Origin of the sequence: Streptomyces sp. NPDC102462 (assembly GCF_044765425.1) — a bacterium.
Lineage (GTDB): Bacteria > Actinomycetota > Actinomycetes > Streptomycetales > Streptomycetaceae > Streptomyces.
This window is the reverse complement of record NZ_JBIWKB010000042.1, coordinates 62810-82353: the sequence shown is the minus strand read 5'-3', so window position 1 is coordinate 82353 and position 19544 is coordinate 62810. Positions and strand designations below refer to the sequence as shown.

Here is a 19544-nt window from a genome sequence, read left to right as displayed (position 1 = left end):
AACATCGACGCCGAGGGCATCGACATGGGTCCGTCCCCGACGGACGCCGCGCTGGCCGCGGACCTGGCGCTGCCGATCGAGGAGCTGGAGCTGACGGTCCGCTCCTACAACTGCCTCAAGCGGGAAGGCGTCCACTCGGTGGGCGAACTCCTGGCACGCTCCGAGGCCGATCTGCTGGACATCCGCAACTTCGGTGCGAAGTCCATCGACGAGGTCAAGGCGAAGCTGGCCGGCCTGGGCCTGGCCCTGAAGGACAGCCCGCCCGGATTCGACCCGACCGCCGCCGCCTTCGACGCGGACGACAACTCGACCGTGGGTTACGCGGAAACCGAACAGTACTGAACCCTGCGGGTGCACCCAGGGCACTGCGGGTGTACCCAGGGCACGCAGCCCCCTCGGAGACCACTCCGAGGGGGCTGTGCGTGGGGACGCAGGTAGGGCGCCCCCGAAGGGGCGCGGGGAACTGCGCGATCAGCCACAACGGCGCCGCAGACGACCGACGGCACATCGCCGCCCACCCAGCGGAGTGTCTGGGCGGCCGGGAAACACAACCGCCGGAGCCCACCGGAGGGGCGGAGCCGCCGGGTGGTCAGCAGCGCTTCGACGTGACCGCCTGGCCCGCCACCGGGTCGCCGGGAGCGCGAAGGCTGCCGATGGCCGCGGTGCACTCGTTCACCGTGTCCGCCGGCAGGGACCAGAACTCCTGGACGTTCGTGGCCTTCCATGTGGCCTGGCCGACGACCTGGTCGCGCGAGTAGCTGTAGACGCCGGTGCTGACGTCGTAGTCCTTGATCTTGTCGCGGAAGCTCTGCCACACCCACAGGTAGCCGTAGTTGCGGTTGCAGTTCGGCGAGTAGAACTGCTTCACGGAGGCGACGTGCGCGCCCCCTCGGTCGATGTAGGCGGTGGTGCCGATCTGGTAGGCGTCCGCGCAGACGCCGGCGGCCTGAGCCTTGACGCTCATCGGGTTGCCGGCCTCGGACGGCACGGCCGAACGTGCGGTCGTGTGCTGTTTGTTCGGTGACGGAGCGGGTCCGGTGCCGGCCACGGCGGAGGCCGCCGGAAGGAGGGCACAGGCGGACACCGCCGCCACGACCAGGATTCTGCGAGCACGCATGAGGAAGCTCCCCCTAGCTCTGGATGACTGACTCGACGGGTGTCGTTCACTGCCACCGGACAGCGGGCAGGGCACGGCAAATCACCGTGAATCACCACGAACCCCTGCGAAGATCACTGTCCGCGCGTTTCGGTCACCAGGTCAGACAGCCGGACCCACCGGATGGTTGTGGCCCAGAGCACACCAATTTCCCCACCTGCGGGGCCGAGGGCCGGACCATGTCCTGACCGGCGGTGCAGCTGGTCCGGGCAGGGGGTTCTGAACGGTGCTGTACGCAGGTGAATGCGACCAGAACTGCAACCACGGCTTCTGCCCGTGACTCCCGCTCAGCGGGGAACCGCCTCCTTACTCCCCGTTCTTCTCCGACCAAGCCGCGGTGAGCGCGGTGACCGGGTCGCTTTCGGCTGGTGCCACGGGCCACCATTCGCCGTCGTCGTCCTGGAGGTAGGGGTACCAGCGGGTGTCGGGGCCCAGACGCAGCTGGATGCCGTGGTGGGTGAGGGTGAGGCGGTTGCGCCAGGTTCTGAGGTGTGTGGGTGAGTCAGTCATCTCGGTGAGGGCCGCGTCCAGGGCGGTGCGGGTGGCCTTCATCACCGTCGGGTCGGGGGCGTAGGTCTGTTCGGCGACGGTGATGCCCGTGGGGCCGCCGTGACGCCAGGCGCGGGTGAGGCGTGCGAAGGCAGTGGGGTTGGTGCCGGAGTTCTGGATCAGGCGGTGGAACCACTCGGGCCCGGGGTCGCTTGCGGCGATGCGCACGGCGTCCTGGTGCTGGGTCAGGTGCAGGTCGGCGGTGTCGCCCGCGAGGAGCCGGGCGGCGCGCGCGGTGGCGTCAGCCATGAGACGTTCCAGGTCCGCGGCGGCCAAGCCGGTGCCGGGTGGCGGAGCGACGGGCAGCGCCGTGGTGTGGGCGGCGGGTTCCGGGAGTTCGGGCAGTTCGGGAGCCTGTTCGCCCCAACGGGCGTATGCGGCGGCGGCCGGGATGCCGGCCGGTGCTGGCGGGGCCGCGGTCTCCTGTGCCGCCGTACGGAGTGCGCGCAGCTGGGCGAAGACCTCCTCGCGGCCGCGCCCGCGCAGCGCGAAGAGCACGAACGGGTCGGTGTCGACGGTGGCGGCGATGGCGTAGCAGAGCGCGGCGGCGTGCTTGCAGGGGTTCGACGACATGGGCGCGGACCTCGTCGTCAGCGCCAACACCATCATGGAGGTGAGCCACGCCAGGGTGAACCTGCCCCGACTGCAATGGGCGCTCTCCCGGGTCAAGGTGGAGCCGATCACGGAGGCAGCGGCCAAGGCGGCGGCCCAACTACTCAAGGGCGCGGGTCTGCACGGACACAAGTACGCGATCGACGCCACCGTCGCGGAAGCGGCCTTGCGTCAGCCTGGCCCGGTCGCCATCCTCACGTCGGATGTCGATGGCCTGACCCGGCTGTGCGGCAGCAAGGTCCGGATGATCGGGCTATGACTGCGACATCCCGTGCCTGCGAGCGCGGTACCTCCACGTGCCGGACGCCATGCTCAAGGACGTGGCCCGGAAGATCGCCGAAGCCATCTGGGGCCCCCGAGACACCCGCTGTGGACAAAAACCAGGACAACGAGGGCTGAGGACAACGTCGAAGGGCCCCACCTCGCGGTGGGGCCCTTCGACGTATTGCCCGGTGAGAGCAATGGCGGAGGATACGAGATTCGAACTCGTGAGGGGTTGCCCCCAACACGCTTTCCAAGCGTGCGCCCTAGGCCTCTAGGCGAATCCTCCGCCGGAAACATTACATGACCCGGAGGAGTGCTCGCGAACTCGTTCCTCCCGCTCGCATCGGGTACTCTTTGCGAAGCCCCTCACGCGGCGCTATCTGACTGAACTCCCCCAGGGCCGGAAGGCAGCAAGGGTAGGTTGGCTCTGACGGGTGCGTGGGGGGCGCTGTCATGCCCGGGAGCGTGGACCGCGGCGGGGATCGTTGTCGGTGGGCGCCTATAACCTCGTAAGCGTGTCGTCTCTCGCGCTGTACCGCCGCTATCGCCCGGAGACCTTCGCCGAGGTCATCGGGCAGGAGCATGTCACCGACCCGTTGCAGCAGGCGCTGCGGAACAACCGGGTCAATCACGCGTACCTGTTCAGCGGGCCGCGCGGATGTGGTAAGACGACGAGCGCGCGCATCCTCGCCCGCTGCCTGAACTGCGAGCAGGGGCCGACGCCCACGCCGTGCGGCACGTGCCAGTCCTGCCGTGACCTGGCCAGGAACGGGCCCGGTTCCATCGACGTCATCGAGATCGACGCCGCGTCGCACGGCGGGGTGGACGACGCCCGCGAGCTGCGCGAGAAGGCCTTCTTCGGCCCCGCGGGCAGCCGCTACAAGATCTACATCATCGACGAGGCCCACATGGTCACGTCGGCCGGCTTCAACGCCCTGCTCAAGGTCGTCGAGGAGCCGCCGGAGCACCTCAAGTTCATCTTCGCCACCACCGAGCCCGAGAAGGTCATCGGGACCATCCGGTCGCGGACCCATCACTACCCCTTCCGGCTGGTGCCGCCCGGCACCCTGCGGGACTACCTCGCCGAGGTGTGCCAGAAGGAGGACATCCCGGTCGAGGACGGGGTGCTGCCGCTCGTGGTGCGCGCCGGGGCCGGGTCCGTGCGTGACTCCATGTCCGTCATGGACCAGCTCCTCGCGGGCGCGGGCGCCGACGGTGTGACGTACGCCATGGCCACCGCGCTGCTCGGATACACCGACGGGTCGTTGCTGGACTCCGTGGTCGAGGCGTTCGCCACCGGTGACGGGGCCGCCGCCTTCGAGGTCGTGGACCGGGTGATCGAAGGGGGCAACGACCCCCGTCGCTTCGTCGCCGATCTGCTGGAGCGGCTGCGTGACCTGGTGATCCTCGCCGCCGTGCCGGACGCAGCGGAGAAGGGGCTCATCGACGCCCCCGCCGATGTCGTCGAGCGCATGCAGGCCCAGGCGGGCATCTTCGGCGCCGCCGAGCTGAGCCGCGCCGCCGACACGGTCAACGAGGGGTTGACCGAGATGCGCGGCGCCACCTCGCCCCGCCTCCAGCTCGAACTCATCTGCGCGCGCGTACTGCTGCCCGCCGCCTACGGGGACGAGCGTTCCGTCATGGCCCGCCTCGACCGGCTGGAGCGCGGCGTCAACTTCTCCGGAGGCGGCGGCGCCCCCACGGCGGGGTACGTCCCCGGCCCCGACGCCCACCCGGGAGGCGGCGGTGGGCTGCCCGGCGGTGGTCCCGCCGCGGCCCGCGCGGCCGTACGGACACCGGGCGGCGGCGCCTCCCCGATGCCACCTCCGATGCCACCTCCGGCGGCGCCTCCGCAGACGCCGCCGGGAACCCCTCCCGGTGCCATGTCCACGGAGCCGGCCCCGGCGGGCCCGCAGGCCCCGGCGGTTCCGACGCCCGCGCCCGCGGCTCAGCCGGCCCCCGCACCGGCCGCCCCCCAGGCCCCGACGCCCGCTCCCGTCGCCGCGCCAGGTGCCTGGCCCACCGCGGCGCCCGCGGGCGCTGGCCGACGGCCCGGCGGCTGGCCCACGGCGGCCGCGGCGGGCGGCGGACAGCAGCCCCCGGCCGCCGCCGTCCCGCAGGCTCCCGCCGTCACCCCGCAGGCTCCGGCCGCCGCCCCGCAGGCCCCGGCGGCACCCGCCCCCGGCGGCCTCGACCCCCGCATGCTCTGGCCGAACATCCTGGAGGCCGTCAAGAACCGCCGCCGCTTCACCTGGATCCTGCTCAGCCAGAACGCCCAGGTCGCAGGCTTCGACGGCAGCACCCTCCAACTCGGCTTCGTCAACGCGGGCGCCCGTGACAACTTCGCGAGCAGCGGCAGCGAGGACGTACTGCGGCAGGCGTTGGCCGAGCAGTTCAACGTGCAGTGGAAGATCGAGGCGATCGTCGACCCGTCCGGCGGCTCGTCCCCGGCGCCGACCGGCGGAACCCCGGGCGGCTACGGCGGAGGCGGCGGCTACGGCGGTGGTGGAAGCCAGGGATCCCAGGGCACCCAGGGTTACGGCGCCCCCGGCCCACGCCCCGCCGCACCCCAGCAGGCGGCACCGCCACCCGCGGCGCCCCAGGACCGGCCCTCCGCCGCCGCGCCGGCCGCCGCCCCGGCCCCCCGGCCGACGGCGGCTCCGGAGCCGCCCCCCGTCGCCCCCGAGGACGACATCCCCGAGGACGACGACCCCGACCTCGACGAGTCGGCCCTGTCCGGCCACGAACTCATCGTGCGGGAACTGGGCGCGACGGTGGTGGAAGAGTTCACGAACGAGTAGGACACAGCCCGCACCGACTGGGGGCAGCGGGCGATCTGGATGCGCGAGCACTGTTCGCCGACTGGGGAGTGGGCGGTCTCGGTGCGGGAGCACTGTTCGCCGACCGGGGGCAGCGGGCGGTCCGGATACGCAGCATTCCCCGCCGACCGGGGCAGCGGCCGGTCCCGGTGCGCTCTTCGCCGACCGGAGGCGGGCGCCGGATGCGCCAGCGCTCTTCGCCGACCGTTGCGTCAGCGGTCCTCCCGCCCCGAGGAGCGGTCCGGTCCGGGTGCGCCAGCATTCTTCGCCGACCGGGGGCAGTGGGCGGTCCGGATACGCAGCATTCCCCGCCGACCGGGGCAGCGGCCGGTCCCGGTGCGCTCTTCGCCGACCGTTGCGCCAGCGGTCCTCGCCCGACCCAGGGCGCGGTCCGGGTCGGATGCGCCCGCGCTCCTCGCCGACCGTTGCGTCAGCGGTCCTCCCGCCTCGAGGAGCGGTCCGGTCCGGGTGCGCCAGCATTCTTCGCCGACCGGGGGCAGTGGACGGTCCGGATACGCCCAGCACTCCTCGCCTGATCCAGGGCGCGGCCCGGGTGCGCCACTACTCCTCGCCCGACCCAGGGCGCGGTCCGGTCCAGGTGCGAGTACTCCTCGCCCCTCCCTCCCGTACTTCTCCTCTCTCCCCCTTGTCTCCAGATTTCTTCGGCCGTCGCCGGACCCCTTCTTCGGACGCCTTCGGCGGTTCGTACAAGCCCGCCGCCCCCGCCCCCTCGGCGGCCCGCACAAAGCGGTGCCCTCCGTGCCGGTTAGGCTGACCCCGTGAAGGTCCTCGTCATCGGCGGCGGCGCCCGCGAACACGCCCTGTGCCGTTCCCTGTCCCTCGACCCCGCCGTCACCGCGCTGCACTGCGCCCCCGGCAACGCCGGCATCGCCGAGGTCGCCGAGCTGCACCCGGTCGACCCCCTCGACGGCGCGGCCGTCACCGCGCTGGCCACCGGCCTCGGCGTCGACCTCGTGGTCGTCGGCCCGGAGGCCCCCCTGGTCGCCGGGGTCGCCGACCCGGTGCGTGCGGCGGGCATCCCCGTGTTCGGCCCGTCCGGGGAGGCCGCGCGGATCGAGGGGTCCAAGGCGTTCGCCAAGGACGTGATGGCGGCGGCCGGGGTGCCCACGGCCCGCTCCTACCTCTGCACCAGCGCCGACGAGGTCGCCGCGGCGCTCGACGCCTTCGGGGCGCCGTACGTCGTCAAGGACGACGGACTCGCCGCCGGCAAGGGCGTCGTCGTCACGCACGACCTCGACGCCGCGAAGGCGCACGCCGCCGCCTGCGAGCGCGTGGTCGTGGAGGAGTTCCTCGACGGCCCCGAGGTGTCCCTGTTCGCGATCACCGACGGCGAGACCGTCGTCCCGCTCCAGCCCGCGCAGGACTTCAAGCGCGCCCTGGACGGGGACGAGGGCCCCAACACCGGCGGCATGGGCGCGTACTCGCCGCTGCCCTGGGCCGACCCGAAGCTGGTGGACGAGGTCCTGGAGACCGTTCTGCGGCCGACCGTCGTCGAGATGCGCCGCCGGGGCATCCCCTTCTCCGGCCTGCTCTACGCCGGCCTCGCGATCACCTCGCGCGGCGTGCGGGTCATCGAGTTCAACGCCCGCTTCGGCGACCCCGAGACCCAGGTGGTGCTGGCCCGGCTGAAGACCCCGCTGGCCGGCGTGCTGCTCGCCGCCGCGCGGGGCACCCTCGCCGACCTGGAGCCGCTGCGCTGGAGCGAGGATGCCGCGGTCACCGTGGTCGTCGCCTCGCACAACTACCCCGCCGGCCCGCGCACCGGCGACCCGATCAGCGGTCTCGACGAGGTGGCCGCCGAGGACGCCCCGCACACCTACGTCCTGCACGCCGGGACCAGGCGGGACGGCGACGCGATCGTCAGCGCCGGCGGCCGGGTCCTGTCCGTGACGGCGACCGGCGCGGACCTGGCCCAGGCCCGCGACCGCGCGTACACGGCCGTGGGGCGTATCGGTCTCGACGGATCCCAGCACCGTACGGACATCGCGGCCGAGGCGGCGGGCGTCTGACCGCACGTCGACGCAGCTCAGGCCCCGGACGCAAATCCGGGGCCTGATCTTTGCTGTCCGTCATTCAGCTCTGACCAAAGCCATTCCATCGAGTGAGCGATGTTCCATCCGGCTGACGGCGGCCGGGGCCCCAACTATGGTGCGGCGCATGCGTTCCGGCACTTGGCCCACCGGCATTGCGATGTCAGTGGCGGGTGCCACAGTGGGGGAGTGAGCAACGCCAGGAAAGCGCCAGGACAGTAAGGGGGTGACGTCCGGTCGTGAGCGGTATGGATGTGGAGGCGGGCGCGCAGGCCGCGCGCTCCCGGGCGCTCGCCGTGCTGCGGGTGCGCGGTCGGGCGCTGGCCGTGGCGGTGCTGCCCGCCGCGGCGGCCGTGATCCTGCTGGCCGGGGGCAGTACCGGTCATCTCGTGGGCGGTGGCTGGGACATCGCGCGTGGGATCGTGACCGTGGTCGCCCTGCTGGTGCTGCTGGCCGCGGCGGGCGTCGCCCTGGTCGTGGCACGCGCCCGCCCCGCCGTCAGCCCGACGATCCCGATCTCCGAGGAGTCCGCCCCGGATCTGTACCGGATGGTGCGCGACCTCGCCGACCGCCTGGACGTACCGGCCCCGTCCGCCATAGCGCTCACCCCGGACTGCGACAGCTGGCTGGAGGACCGCACTCATCCGGCGCACGGCCCGCCCGCGGCACGCCGCCGGGACGAACTGACGGGCCCGGGGCGGCGCCCCCACCGTCGTACGCCCGCCACGCCCGTCCTCGTGATCGGTTCGCCCTTCCTGTGGTGGATGCGCGTCGGTGAGCTGCGCGCGGTCCTCGCCCCGGTCGTCGCCGGCACGGGACCTTCGGCGCACCCCGACATAGCGGCGGCCCGCCGCTTCGTCCGGGGGCTGGACGCGGCGGTGGCCGTGACCTCGACACCCGGCCGCGGCCCGCTCGCCCGCACCGTGCTCGCGGGCGCCGGCTGGGCGGCCCGGCTGATGCTGCGCGGCTGCCGGGGGCACGCCGCCGAGATGGAGCGGGGTGTGGCGGCGGCCGCCGCCGAGCGGGCGCAGGCCGTGGACTACGGGCTGCGGATCGTCGCGCAGGAGCAGGTGGGCCTGGCGTACGCGGGCTGGGACCGGCTGCTGACCCGCGTCGCGCTCCCCGCCTGGCGGATGGGCCGCTGGCCTTCCCGGCTGGACGCGGGCGTCGTCGCGGCGCTGACCGAGCTGTCCCGCCGCGACCGGCTGGCCGAGGGCTTCGCCTCCCGGCTCGGCGAGCGCCCGGCCTGCGATCTGCTGGAGGAGCCCGGCACGGTGGACGAGGCCGCCTCGCTGCTCGCCGCCCGCCTCTTCCACGGCGGCCCGGCGGAGCCGGGACCGGACTGGTCACCGGTGGGCTGGCAGGAGTACCCGGAGGAGGTCGTCGACCGCAAGTGGCGTACGGACGCGGCCCGGCTCCACCGCGTCCTGGACACGTTGGGCGTACGCCCGGTGCCGGACGCCACCGCCCGGGACCCCGAGGGTCCCACCCTGGCCCGCGTCCTCGACCACCTGTCACACCCACCGACCCCTACTGCCCCCCTCGGCCTCATCGACCACTCCGACCAGATGGACCGCACCGACCACCCAGGCCGGACCGACCTCACCGACCACCCCGACCCGACCGAGGTCACCGATCCCGGCGGCGCCGCGGAGTCGGAGCGCTGGGAGCGGTCGGAGTGGTACGACGAGACGGATGCCGACACCGGGACCCCGCGTGGTGCCGCGCTCGCCGCCCGGCTCAGCGCCGAACTGGCCCGTGAGGAGGCCGCCGCCGCGCCCACCGGCCGGACCGCACCCGGCCAGGGCCCCGACACCGCCCTGTGGGACGACGGCGCGCTGCCGCTCTTCCCGCTCCAACCGCCGCGCACCGCCCGTGAACTCCTCGCCGACCACGTCACGGCGATGGTCTGCTGCGCCGCGATGGACACCGCCGGTGCCACCCCCGGCCTGGACTGGCTCGACGGTCCGTCCCTGATAGTCAACGGCGCGCGGGCCGCCGACCTGAGTTCCAGAGTGCTCAGCCTGACCGAGGACGGCGACCCGGCCCCGCTGCGCGCCTGGCTGGTCGAGTCGGGGATAAGGCCGGAGAAGCCGGTACGGCTGGTCTGACGCCCGCCGCGGCACCGGGCACCCGGTGTCGCACCCCGCCGCGGCCCTCGGATATCCGGTGTCGCACCCGCCGTGGCTCCCGGGCATCCGGCGTAGTACCCGCCCCGGCTCCCGGGCATCCGGCGTCCCACCCCGCCCCGGCCCCCGGGCATCCGGCATAGCGGAGGGCTATCTTCCACTTCCAGTCGATTCACAACAAGTAGTGACCATGCGCGTGCGGAATGTGATGTGCTGGGACCGTTCGCGCAGGCGGCGCCGGAGGGCGCGCACGGCAGCGCGGACGGCGCATCACGGGGGCACGAGGGAGGGGAGCGACCATGGGATCCGAGCACATCCGCCGCTGGGAGTCGGGCGCACTCGCGCACGCCGTCAGCGACCCCTTCGGCCAGGGACCCGTTCCCTGGCTGCGCGGCAGCGAGACCTACTTCGACGACACGGGTCATGTCGTCCCCTGGTACGTGGACCCGATCCCGCAGCAGTCCGCCGGCGCCGTCGGCGGCACCGCCCGGGTGCCGGCGCCGCGTTCGTCCGGCGGCCCGCGCTCGGCCGACGATGTGCACCGGCAGATCAAGGGCTTCACCTCGACCGGCGCGGTGGCACCGGGCGAGGCCGTCGACTTCCACATCACCGTCGACCCGCCGCAGGAGTTCAGCGTCGACGTCTACCGGATCGGTCACTACGGCGGGGACGGCGCCGCCAAGATCACCACCAGCCCCCGGCTCTCCGGCATCGTCCAGCCCCCGCCGCTGACCGCCGACCGCACGGTCTCCTGCCACCACTGGTGGCTGTCCTGGCGGCTCCAGGTCCCGTCGTCCTGGAGCAACGGCGCCTACGTCGCCGTCCTCACCACCGTGGACGGCTACCGCTCCCATGTGCCGTTCACGGTCCGCGACAGCCGGCCCGCCGATCTGCTCGTGCTGCTGCCCGACATCACCTGGCAGGCCTACAACCTCTACCCGGAGGACGGCCGCACCGGCGCCAGCCTCTATCACGCCTGGGACGACGAGGGCCGGCTGCTCGGCGAGGCCGACGCGGCGACCACCGTCTCCTTCGACCGTCCGTACGCGGGCGCGGGTCTGCCCCTGCACGTCGGCCACGCCTACGACTTCATCCGCTGGGCCGAGCGCTACGGCTACGACCTCGCCTACGCCGACGCCCGCGACCTGCACGCCGGCCGCGTCGACCCCACCCGCTACCGGGGCCTGATCTTCCCCGGCCACGACGAGTACTGGTCGGCCAACATGCGCCGCACCGCGGAGCAGGCCCGGGACAACGGCACCTCGCTGGTCTTTCTGTCCGCCAACACCATGTACTGGCAGGTGGAGCTGGGCCCCGCCCCGTCCGGCGTCCCCGACCGCCTGCTCACCTGCCGCAAGCGCAAGGGCCCCGGCCGGCCGGTGCTGTGGCGGGAGATCGACCGGCCCGAGCAGCAACTCGTCGGCATCCAGTACGCGGGCCGGGTCCCCGAACCGCGCCCCCTGATCGTGCGCAACGCGAGTCACTGGCTGTGGGAGGCGACCGGCGCCTACGAGGGTGACGAACTGGCCGGCCTGGTGGCGGGCGAGGCCGACCGCTACTTCCCGCGCACCCCGCTGCCCGACCACGAGGGGCGCATCCTGCTGGCCCACTCCCCCTACACCGACAACGACGGCGTCCTGCGCCACCAGGAGACCTCGCTGTACCGGGCGCCCTCCGGTGCGCTGGTCTTCGCGTCCGGTACGTTCGCGTGGTCCCCGGCCCTGGACCGCCCCGGGCATGTGGACAGCCGTGTCCAGCGCGCCACGGCGAATCTGCTGGACCGTATCTGCAAGCGTGACTGACCCCCTGTCGGCGGTCCCTGTCCGATACGGGAGAATCAACCCGTTGGACAGAGCCACGGGGAGGAACCGTGTCCGGATTCGTCGAAAAGCCCGAACCGATCCAGGTTCCGGGTCTGGTGCATCTGCACACCGGGAAGGTGCGCGAGCTGTACCAGAACGAGGCGGGCGACCTCGTGATGGTCGCCAGCGATCGCATCTCCGCCTACGACTGGGTGCTGCCGACCGAGATCCCCGACAAGGGCCGGGTGCTCACCCGGCTGTCCCTGTGGTGGTTCGACCAGCTCGCCGACCTGGTCCCGAACCACGTGCTGAGCACGGAGCTGCCCGCGGGCGCGCCCGCTGACTGGGCGGGCCGCACCCTGGTCTGCAAGTCGCTGCGGATGATCCCCGTCGAGTGCGTGGCCCGCGGCTATCTGACCGGCTCGGGCCTGGTCGAGTACGACGAGTCCCGTACGGTCTGCGGCCTCGCCCTGCCCGAGGGCCTGGTCGACGGCTCCGAACTGCCCGCCCCGATCTTCACGCCGGCCACCAAGGCCGAGGTCGGCGAGCACGACGAGAACGTCTCCTACGAGGAGGTCGCCCGCCAGGTCGGCGCGGAGACCGCGGCCCAGCTGCGCCAGGCCACCCTCGCCGTGTACTCCCGGGCCCGGGACATCGCCCGCGACCGCGGGATCATCCTGGCCGACACCAAGTTCGAGTTCGGCTTCGACGGACAGACCCTGGTCCTCGCCGACGAGGTGCTCACCCCGGACTCCTCCCGGTTCTGGCCGGCCGATCAGTGGCAGCCGGGCCGCGCGCAGCCGTCGTACGATAAGCAGTTCGTGCGCGACTGGCTGACCTCAGCCGAGTCCGGCTGGGACCGCAGGAGCGAGCAGCCCCCGCCGCCGCTGCCGCAGGAGGTCGTGGCGGCGACCCGGGCGAAGTACCTGGAGGCGTACGAGCGGCTGACCGGCACGAGCTGGAGCTGACGGCACGAGAAAGACCCCGGTCCGATGGACCGGGGTCTCGTTTCCCGAGCGGACGACGAGGCTCGAACTCGCGACCTCAACCTTGGCAAGGTTGCGCTCTACCAACTGAGCTACGTCCGCGTTGCGCCGTGGCGCGAGAGCCACTATACCCAACCTCGCTCCCGGGCGAGACGGACTGCGGCGTGACGGTTCTCGGCGCCGAGCTTGGTCACCGCGGAGGAGAGGTAGTTCCGCACGGTCCCCTGGGACAGCGCGGCCCGCTGGGCGATCTCCGCGACCGGCGCCCCGTCCGCGGCCAGCTCCAGCACCTCGGCCTCCCGCGCGGACAGCGGAGAGTCCCCGGCGGAGATCGCGTCGGCGGCCAACTCCGGGTCGACGTAGCGGTTTCCTGCGTGCACCGTACGGATGATCTCCGCGAGCCGCTGGGCGCTGACCGTCTTCGGCACGAAGCCGCGCACCCCCGCGGCGAGGGCACGCTTCAGATGTCCGGGGCGGCCGTGCCCGGTGACGATCAGCACCTGGCAGTCGGGCAGTTCGGCCCGCACCGATGTGGCGACCCTCACACCGTCGGCGCCGGGCATCTGCAGATCCAGCACGGCCACGTCCGGCCGGTGGGCGCGGGCCATCGCCAGCGCCTCGGGCCCGCTCGCCGCCTCCGCCACCACGAGGAGGTCGTCCTCCAGGGCGAGCAGCGCGGCCAGCGCGCCCCGGATGAGGTGCTCGTCGTCGGCGAGCAGCAGCCGTACCGGGGAACTCATCGCCTCACTCCGCTCTGACTCGTCAAGGGCACCTCGGCCACCAGCCGGAACCCGTCCGCTCCGACGGCGTCCGCCTCCAGCGTGCCGTCCACCGCGGCCAGCCGTTCCCGCAGTCCCGCGAGCCCGGAACCCCCGCCGGCGGTGTCGGGGGCGCCGGACCGACCGTCGTTCTCCACGGTCAGCACCACATGTCCGTCGCGCGTCCCGAGGTCCACGCGGCACCGTACGGCGTTGCCGTGCCGCAGCACATTGGTGGTGGCCTCGCGCACCACCCAGCCCAGCGCCGACTGCACGTCGGCGGGCAGCCCCGTGGCCTCGCCCGTCATCTCGCAGTCGATCCCGGCCGCGGTCAACACGCCCTGGGCGCCGTGGAGTTCGACGGTGAGGTCGGCCTCGCGGTAGCCGCGTACGACGTCCCGCACCTCGCGCTGCGACTCGTGTGCGATGCGCTGCACCTCGATCATCTGCTCCACGGCCTCCGGGCGCTCGCGCCGGGCGAGCTGCACGGCCAGCTCGCTCTTGAGCGCTATCACCGACAGGTTGCGCCCCAGCACGTCATGCAGGTCCCGTCCGAACCGCAGCCGTTCCTCGGCGACGGCGAGCCGGGTGCGGGTCTCGCGGGCCGCGTCCAGTTCGTAGACGGCGTTCAGCAGCCACACGGAGAAGATGCAGGTGAAGGCGAGGAGCCCGGCGCCGAAGAGGATCGCGAGGAAGGAGAGCAGCGCGGCGGGACCAGGCGCGCCCAGCGACAGGACGACCAGCCCGGCGCCGACCGCGAAGCCGGCCACGAGCGCGAGCACCCGCCGCCGGTCGCGCATCCCGAGCGGAATCGTCCCGGCGCCGAAGGTCAGCACGCAGACGAACACCGTCATCGTGGCCGCGTCGACGCCCTCGCCGTGGGGCCAGGACTCCCGGAACCCGAGCGCGGCGAGTGCGACCGCGAAGGTGACCGCGCCGTACCCCCACAGCAGCCGCACCGGCTGTGGGCGCCCACCGCGGGCCCAGTCCAGCGCGCGGGAGGCGGTGAGGGCGCCCAGCACCGCGTGTGCCAGCACCATTGCCGTGAGCCAGCCCGCGAGGGCCGCGTCCCCCCGCGCGAACGTCGACAGTGCCATCGTCGCCAGCTCCATCGCCGAGAAGAAGTGGAACGACCAGCGCGTATAGGTCTCGACCTTGCCCGGTGTGCTCTTCCGCCGCCACCAGCCGTTCCTGTCGCCCATCTCCCCGTCCCCGTGTCGTCGGCCCGTGGTCAGCGCCGCGGCTCCCAGCGGAACCACCGCCGTACAGCAAACACCGCGACCACGGTCCAGGCCAGCGCGATGGCCAGGGCGCCCAGGGCCTCGTACCCGGTCAGCCGGCCGGTCCAGCCGCCCTGCACCAGCCGGATGCCGGGGGGACAGCGGGAGGAGTGCACAGACAGAGGCGAGCCGGTCGGGCATGACCTCCGAGGCGATCCGACCATGGAGACGAAGATCAGCGGCAGGGCGATGACCTGGGCGCTCTCCGCGGTCCTGGCGAAGGCGGCGGTGAGCGCCGCGAGCGCGGCGCACAGCACGAGGCCGCATACGACGCCCAGAACGGCGAGATACGCCGCTTCGGGCGCCCCGGCGCCGAGGAGAACCGCGCAGCCCACGGACAGCACCAACGCCTGGACGAGGCCGAGACCCAGCTCGGCGACGGTCAGTTCGGCGGGGAAGCCGCCCTCCTGGAGCATGACGTCGGTGCGCGGGTGTACGGCGGCCCGCTCCAGGTGGGGATCGTGGCCGAGGACGCGCACCCGGCCGCCGGCCGGTGCCGCCAGCCCCTCCAGCACTTCGACCGTCGATGTCTTGCCGGCCCCGTTGGTGCCCAGCAGTGCGAAGACCTCGCCGCGCGCCACGGAGAAGCTGATCCCGCGCACGGCCTCGAACCCGCCCCCGTAGACACGTCGGAGGTCGGTGACCTCGATCACGTGCTCGCGCCTGTCGTTGTCCATGGCACCAGCGTTCCGGCGCCCCGGGCCGGGGGGCAGTGCGCGATGTCATCGCGCGGCGTGACAAATGTCAGAGACGGCCGGGGCGGCGCCGGCGGGCATGGAAAAACCCCGGTCCGATGGACCGGGGTCTCATTCCCGAGCGGACGACGAGGCTCGAACTCGCGACCTCAACCTTGGCAAGGTTGCGCTCTACCAACTGAGCTACGTCCGCATTGCTCCCGATCGGCTCCCACCGATCGGTGCGGGCACCAGCCTACCCGATCCCCTTGAGTGGTCCGGACGGCGGTGCAGAGCGGGTGACAGGAATTGCACACTGCGCCTTCCCCCTGGAAGGGGGATGTTCTGCTACTGAACTACACCCGCAAGTACTCCGTGGGCCTCGGCCTTTCGGCCTCGCCCCTCGGCGTGCTCCAGACTCTAGCTGATCAGGAGGGGTGCAGCGCAAGTCGGTTGCGGCGAGGGGCGGGTGACCTGTCGTCGGCCGCGCTCACTGCGCGGCGCTGAACGCCTCGTAGACCTTCTTGGGGATGCGGCCCCGCGCGGGCACGTCCATCTTGTTCGCCTGCGCCCAGGCGCGCACGGCCGCCGGATCGGGGGCGACCTCCGTCTGCCGGTACGCCTTGCCCGACCTGGACCGCTTGCGGCCGGCCGCCACGTACGGCTCCAGGGCCTTACGCAGTTTCTTGGCGTTGGCCTTGTTCAGGTCGATCTCGTACGACTTGCCGTCGAGTCCGAAGGCGATCGTTTCCGCCGCTTCCGAGCCGTCGATGTCGTCAAAGAGAGTGACCACGACCTTCTGCGCCACGAATATCGGTCCCTTCGTGCGGCACCTCATACAGCTCAGCTGCGATGACGTGCCGAGTATCGGCTATTGCCAATTCATTTGTACAGTGCCCGGCAATGAAATGTGAAGCCCGACTAAATCCCTCAGCGTGTCCGAGCGCAATAGCTATGGGGGACCGACCGAGGATCTTTCCCGGAACTTTTCACAACCGCACCCCTTCGATGCCGGATCGTGATGGCGATCACGTAGGTTCCTCCAACTCTACCCGCGTAGAAATTTCGTACGGGTACGCTGAAGGAACCTGCTCAGCACGACACACCGGGAGTGCCAGTGGCACGCGTCGTAGTCGACGTCATGCTCAAGCCGGAGATCCTCGACCCCCAGGGCCAGGCGGTGCAGCGTGCCCTGCCGCGCCTGGGTTTCGAAGGTATCTCGGATGTACGTCAGGGAAAGCGATTCGAACTGGAAGTTGACGGGCCGGTCGACGAGGCCGCGCTCGTCCGCATCCACGATCTTGCGGAATCCTTCCTCGCCAACACCGTGATCGAGGACTTCACCGTCAAGGTCGAAGCGGAGGCGGAAGTCGCGGAGGCCGCCAAGTGACCGCTCGTATTGGCGTCGTCACTTTCCCGGGGAGCCTCGACGACCAGGACACCCGGCGCGCGATCCGCCTCGCCGGTGCCGAACCGGTCGCCCTGTGGCACAAGGACAAGGACCTCAAGCAGGTCGACGCCGTGGTGCTGCCCGGCGGCTTCTCCTACGGCGACTACCTGCGGGCCGGCGCCATCTCCCGGTTCTCGCCGGTGATGGGGAGCGTCATCGAGCAGGCGCGGGCCGGACTGCCGGTCCTCGGCATCTGCAACGGCTTCCAGATCCTCACCGAGGCCCACCTACTGCCGGGCGCGATGCTCGGCAACGACCACCTCCACTTCATCTGCCGTGACCAGAAGCTGCGGGTGGAGAACGCGGGAACCTCCTGGACCGGCGACTACCGCGAGGGCCAGGAGATCCACATCCCGCTGAAGAACATGGACGGCCGGTACGTCGCCGACCCGTACACGCTCGACAAGCTGGAGGCCGAGGGCCGGGTCGTCTTCCGCTACCTGGACTTCAACCCCAACGGTTCGCTGCGCGACATCGCCGGCATCACCAACGAGGCGGGCAATGTCGTCGGTCTCATGCCGCACCCCGAGCACGCCGTGGAACCGCTGATCGGTACCGGCCGCACCGACGGCCTCCCCTTCTTCACCTCGATCCTCAAGAAGCTGGTGGGCGCATGAGCCGGACGCCTCTGGACACGGTCGAACACGCGGCCGCGACCCCCGACGTCGAGCTGCCCTGGGCCGAACTCGGCCTGAAGAAGGACGAGTACGAGCGGGTCGTGGAGATCCTGGGCCGCCGCCCGACCGGCGCCGAACTCGCCATGTACTCCGTCATGTGGTCCGAGCACTGCTCGTACAAGTCCTCCAAGGTCCATCTGCGCCAGTTCGGCGAGAAGGCCCCCGAGTCCGACGCGCTCCTCGTCGGCATCGGCGAGAACGCCGGCGTCGTGGACGTCGGCCAGGGCTACGCCGTGACCTTCAAGGTCGAGTCGCACAACCACCCCTCCTACGTCGAGCCCTACCAGGGCGCGGCCACCGGAGTCGGCGGCATCGTCCGCGACATCATCGCGATGGGCGCCCGCCCCGTCGCCGTGGTCGACCCGCTGCGCTTCGGCGCGGCCGACCACCCCGACACCAAGCGGGTGCTCCCCGGAGTCGTCGCCGGCATCGGCGGCTACGGCAACTGCCTGGGCCTGCCCAACATCGGCGGCGAGGTCGTCTTCGACGCCTGCTACCAGGGCAACCCGCTGGTCAACGCCGGTGCCATCGGTGTGATGCGGCACGAGGACATCCACCTGGCGAAGGCGTCCGGCGCCGGCAACAAGGTCATCCTGTACGGCGCCCGCACGGGCGGCGACGGCATCGGCGGCGCCTCGATCCTCGCCTCCGAGACCTTCGACGATGCCAAGCCCTCCAAGCGCCCCGCCGTCCAGGTCGGCGACCCCTTCCAGGAGAAGCTCCTCATCGAGTGCACCCTGGAGGCGTTCCGGGAGAAGCTGGTCGTCGGCATCCAGGACCTGGGCGCGGCCGGCCTGTCCTGCGCCACCTCCGAACTGGCCTCCAACGGCTCCGGCGGCATGCGCGTTACCCTGGACGACGTCCCGCTGCGCGACTCCACGCTCTCGCCCGAGGAAATCCTCATGAGCGAGTCGCAGGAACGCATGTGCGCGGTGGTCGAGCCGGAGAAGGTCGACCGCTTCCTGGAGATCTGCGCCAAGTGGGACGTCATCGCCACGGTGATCGGCGAGGTCACCGACGGCGACCGGCTGGAGATCTACTGGCACGGCGGCAAGATCGTCGACGTCGACCCGCGCACGGTCGCGCACGAGGGCCCGGTGTACGAGCGCCCGTACGCCCGCCCGGCCTGGCAGGACGAACTCCAGGCCGACGACGCGAACAAGCTGCCCCGGCCGGAGACGTCGGCGGAGCTGAAGGACCAGGTCCTCAAGCTCGTGGGCTCACCCAACCAGGCGTCGAAGAAGTGGATCACGTCCCAGTACGACCACTTCGTGCAGGGCAACACGGTGCTGGCCCAGCCCGAGGACTCGGGCATGATCCGCATCGACGAGTCGACCGGCCTCGGCGTCGCCATCGCCACGGACGGCAACGGCCGCTACGCCAAGCTCGACCCGTACGCCGGCGCGCAGCTTGCGCTCGCCGAGGCGTACCGGAACGTGGCGACGACCGGTGCGAAGCCCCTCGCGGTCTCCGACTGCCTGAACTTCGGCTCACCCGAGGACCCCGCCGTGATGTGGCAGTTCGCAGAGGCGGTGCGCGGCCTCGCGGACGGCTGCCGGCAGCTGGGCACGCCGGTGACGGGCGGCAACGTCTCCCTGTACAACCAGACGGGCGAGGCCGCGATCCACCCCACCCCGGTCGTGGCGGTCCTGGGCGTCATCGACGACGTGGCCCGCCGCACCCCCGTCGCCTTCCAGGAGGAGGGACAGCTGCTCTACCTCCTCGGCGACACGCGGGAGGAGTTCGGCGGCTCAGCCTGGTCCCAGGTGATCCACGACCACCTGGGCGGTCTGCCGCCGGCCGTGGACCTGGAGCGCGAGCGTCTGCTGGCCGAGATCCTGATCTCCGCCTCCCGCGACGGCATGATCGACTCCGCGCACGACCTGTCGGACGGCGGTCTGATCCAGGCGGTCGTCGAGTCGGCCCTGCTCGGCGGGAAGGGCGCGCGCCTGGTCGTGCCGGACGGCCTGGACGCCTTCACCTTCCTCTTCTCCGAGTCGGCCGGTCGCGCGCTCGTCGCGGTGCCCCGCTCGGAGGAAGTCCGCTTCAACGACATGTGCGGCGCGCGGGGCCTGCCGGCCACCCGCATCGGCGTGGTGGACGGCGACACGATCACCGTCCAGAACGAGTTCGACCTCCCCCTGACCGACCTGCGCACAACCCACGAATCAACAATCCCGTCCCTCCTCTCCTAACCCCCCGGAGCCCCGCCCACCAGCGGGGCTCCGCCCCGGAAGGTGCGCGGGGAACGGCGCGCCCAGCCACAACGAGCCCGCACCCGCCCGCCAACGGATCCCACCCGTTCCCAAGGCGCCGGGACCACGCAACGAAGCTGCG

The 19544-nt window shown here is 72.0% G+C and carries 14 protein-coding genes, 4 tRNA genes, 1 other RNA gene and 4 pseudogenes; 12 read left to right on the top strand and 11 right to left on the bottom strand.

Translation table 11 applies throughout. From position 1 onward, the window contains the following. Positions 1–342, top strand: a 342-nt coding sequence (locus tag ACIRFL_RS30180; RefSeq protein ID WP_404034532.1) for a DNA-directed RNA polymerase subunit alpha C-terminal domain-containing protein, incomplete at its 5' end; no start/stop codon positions are given. A 247-nt stretch (positions 343–589) separates the two neighbouring features. Here the strand turns inward: ACIRFL_RS30180 and ACIRFL_RS30175 are convergent. Both ACIRFL_RS30175 and ACIRFL_RS30170 read right to left on the bottom strand, forming a co-directional pair. Continuing rightward, positions 590–1117: a hypothetical protein gene (locus tag ACIRFL_RS30175; protein ID WP_404034530.1), complete on the bottom strand. Its 528-nt coding sequence runs from the start codon at positions 1115–1117 to the stop codon at positions 590–592. A 345-nt stretch (positions 1118–1462) separates the two neighbouring features. Further along, the gene (locus tag ACIRFL_RS30170) at positions 1463–2278 is read right to left on the bottom strand and encodes a hypothetical protein (protein WP_404034528.1); all 816 of its coding nucleotides are present in this window, start codon (positions 2276–2278) and stop codon (positions 1463–1465) included. On the opposite strand from ACIRFL_RS30170, the pseudogene ACIRFL_RS30165 reads away from it, so the two are divergent. Together ACIRFL_RS30165 and ACIRFL_RS30160 are read left to right on the top strand one after the other, a co-directional pair. Beyond that, positions 2253–2576: pseudogene (locus ACIRFL_RS30165) on the top strand (DNA-binding protein); the annotation flags it as partial. The gene ACIRFL_RS30170 and the pseudogene ACIRFL_RS30165 sit on opposite strands and share 26 nt — an antisense overlap. A 16-nt stretch (positions 2577–2592) precedes the next feature. Beyond that, a pseudogene (locus ACIRFL_RS30160) lies at positions 2593–2716 on the top strand (site-specific integrase); the annotation flags it as partial. Between the two features lie 63 nt (positions 2717–2779). On the opposite strand, the gene ACIRFL_RS30155 reads toward ACIRFL_RS30160, so the two are convergent. Then, positions 2780–2867: transfer RNA gene (locus ACIRFL_RS30155), tRNA-Ser, on the bottom strand. A gap of 71 nt (positions 2868–2938) precedes the next feature. Here ACIRFL_RS30155 and ffs point away from each other — a divergent pair. The 6 genes from ffs (at position 2939) to ACIRFL_RS30125 (ending at position 12350) form a co-directional block, all read left to right on the top strand. After that, an RNA gene (gene ffs, locus ACIRFL_RS30150) (signal recognition particle sRNA small type) lies at positions 2939–3037 on the top strand. A 59-nt stretch (positions 3038–3096) separates the two neighbouring features. Continuing rightward, positions 3097–5382 (top strand): DNA polymerase III subunit gamma and tau, encoded by a 2286-nt coding sequence (locus ACIRFL_RS30145; RefSeq protein ID WP_404034526.1) that lies wholly within the window; start codon positions 3097–3099, stop codon positions 5380–5382. A gap of 797 nt (positions 5383–6179) precedes the next feature. Then, positions 6180–7430: a phosphoribosylamine--glycine ligase gene (gene purD, locus ACIRFL_RS30140; RefSeq protein ID WP_404034524.1), complete on the top strand. Its 1251-nt coding sequence runs from the start codon at positions 6180–6182 to the stop codon at positions 7428–7430. Positions 7431–7699: 269 nt separating this feature from the next. Continuing rightward, positions 7700–9562, top strand: a complete 1863-nt coding sequence (locus ACIRFL_RS30135) for a hypothetical protein (protein WP_404034534.1) — start codon at positions 7700–7702, stop codon at positions 9560–9562. A gap of 317 nt (positions 9563–9879) precedes the next feature. Then, a complete protein-coding gene (locus tag ACIRFL_RS30130) occupies positions 9880–11382 on the top strand; it encodes a N,N-dimethylformamidase beta subunit family domain-containing protein (protein WP_404034522.1) in 1503 nt (500 codons plus the stop codon). 68 nt (positions 11383–11450) lie between these two features. After that, complete coding sequence (locus ACIRFL_RS30125) at positions 11451–12350, top strand: phosphoribosylaminoimidazolesuccinocarboxamide synthase (protein WP_404034520.1); 900 nt, start codon at positions 11451–11453, stop codon at positions 12348–12350. A 47-nt stretch (positions 12351–12397) separates the two neighbouring features. On the opposite strand, the gene ACIRFL_RS30120 is transcribed toward ACIRFL_RS30125, so the two are convergent. From ACIRFL_RS30120 to ACIRFL_RS30085, 8 genes and pseudogenes are all read right to left on the bottom strand, one after another. After that, a tRNA-Gly gene (locus tag ACIRFL_RS30120) sits at positions 12398–12470 on the bottom strand. A gap of 23 nt (positions 12471–12493) precedes the next feature. After that, positions 12494–13108 (bottom strand): response regulator, encoded by a 615-nt coding sequence (locus ACIRFL_RS30115; protein ID WP_404034518.1) that lies wholly within the window; start codon positions 13106–13108, stop codon positions 12494–12496. Next, positions 13105–14328 carry a sensor histidine kinase gene (locus ACIRFL_RS30110; protein WP_404034516.1) on the bottom strand — a complete coding sequence of 408 codons (1224 nt, stop codon included), beginning with the start codon at positions 14326–14328 and terminating at the stop codon, positions 13105–13107. The genes ACIRFL_RS30115 and ACIRFL_RS30110 overlap by 4 nt, the downstream gene beginning before the upstream one ends. A 29-nt stretch (positions 14329–14357) precedes the next feature. After that, positions 14358–14774 (bottom strand): annotated as a pseudogene (locus tag ACIRFL_RS30105) (ABC transporter permease); the annotation flags it as partial. After that, positions 14774–15083 (bottom strand): annotated as a pseudogene (locus tag ACIRFL_RS30100) (ATP-binding cassette domain-containing protein); the annotation flags it as partial. The pseudogenes ACIRFL_RS30100 and ACIRFL_RS30105, both read right to left, overlap by 1 nt. A gap of 138 nt (positions 15084–15221) precedes the next feature. Beyond that, a tRNA-Gly gene (locus ACIRFL_RS30095) sits at positions 15222–15294 on the bottom strand. An 80-nt stretch (positions 15295–15374) separates the two neighbouring features. Further along, positions 15375–15446: transfer RNA gene (locus tag ACIRFL_RS30090), tRNA-Gly, on the bottom strand. A 124-nt stretch (positions 15447–15570) separates the two neighbouring features. Beyond that, a complete protein-coding gene (locus ACIRFL_RS30085) occupies positions 15571–15888 on the bottom strand; it encodes an Lsr2 family protein (RefSeq protein WP_404034514.1) in 318 nt (105 codons plus the stop codon). Positions 15889–16197: 309 nt separating this feature from the next. Between ACIRFL_RS30085 and purS the strand changes: the two genes are divergently transcribed. The 3 genes from purS to purL are packed head-to-tail and all read left to right on the top strand — an operon-like array spanning position 16198 to position 19402. Further along, complete coding sequence (gene purS / locus ACIRFL_RS30080; protein WP_404034512.1) at positions 16198–16470, top strand: phosphoribosylformylglycinamidine synthase subunit PurS; 273 nt, start codon at positions 16198–16200, stop codon at positions 16468–16470. Beyond that, positions 16467–17147 carry a phosphoribosylformylglycinamidine synthase subunit PurQ gene (gene purQ / locus ACIRFL_RS30075; RefSeq protein ID WP_404034510.1) on the top strand — a complete coding sequence of 227 codons (681 nt, stop codon included), beginning with the start codon at positions 16467–16469 and terminating at the stop codon, positions 17145–17147. Before purS ends, purQ begins: the two co-directional genes overlap by 4 nt. Further along, positions 17144–19402 (top strand): phosphoribosylformylglycinamidine synthase subunit PurL, encoded by a 2259-nt coding sequence (gene purL / locus ACIRFL_RS30070; protein WP_404034508.1) that lies wholly within the window; start codon positions 17144–17146, stop codon positions 19400–19402. Before purQ ends, purL begins: the two co-directional genes overlap by 4 nt. Positions 19403–19544 lie beyond the last annotated feature (142 nt).

Bases quoted from the DNA above. Each gene is read 5' to 3' on its own strand.
- ACIRFL_RS30115 (WP_404034518.1), bottom strand. From the start codon at position 13,108: ATGAGTTCCCCGGTACGGCTGCTGCTCGCCGACGACGAGCACCTCATC.
- purL (WP_404034508.1), top strand. From the start codon at position 17,144: ATGAGCCGGACGCCTCTGGACACGGTCGAACACGCGGCCGCGACCCCC.
- ACIRFL_RS30170 (WP_404034528.1), bottom strand. From the start codon at position 2,278: ATGTCGTCGAACCCCTGCAAGCACGCCGCCGCGCTCTGCTACGCCATC.
- ACIRFL_RS30175 (WP_404034530.1), bottom strand. From the start codon at position 1,117: ATGCGTGCTCGCAGAATCCTGGTCGTGGCGGCGGTGTCCGCCTGTGCC.
- ACIRFL_RS30130 (WP_404034522.1), top strand. From the start codon at position 9,880: ATGGGATCCGAGCACATCCGCCGCTGGGAGTCGGGCGCACTCGCGCAC.
- ACIRFL_RS30135 (WP_404034534.1), top strand. From the start codon at position 7,700: ATGGATGTGGAGGCGGGCGCGCAGGCCGCGCGCTCCCGGGCGCTCGCC.
- ACIRFL_RS30110 (WP_404034516.1), bottom strand. From the start codon at position 14,328: ATGGGCGACAGGAACGGCTGGTGGCGGCGGAAGAGCACACCGGGCAAG.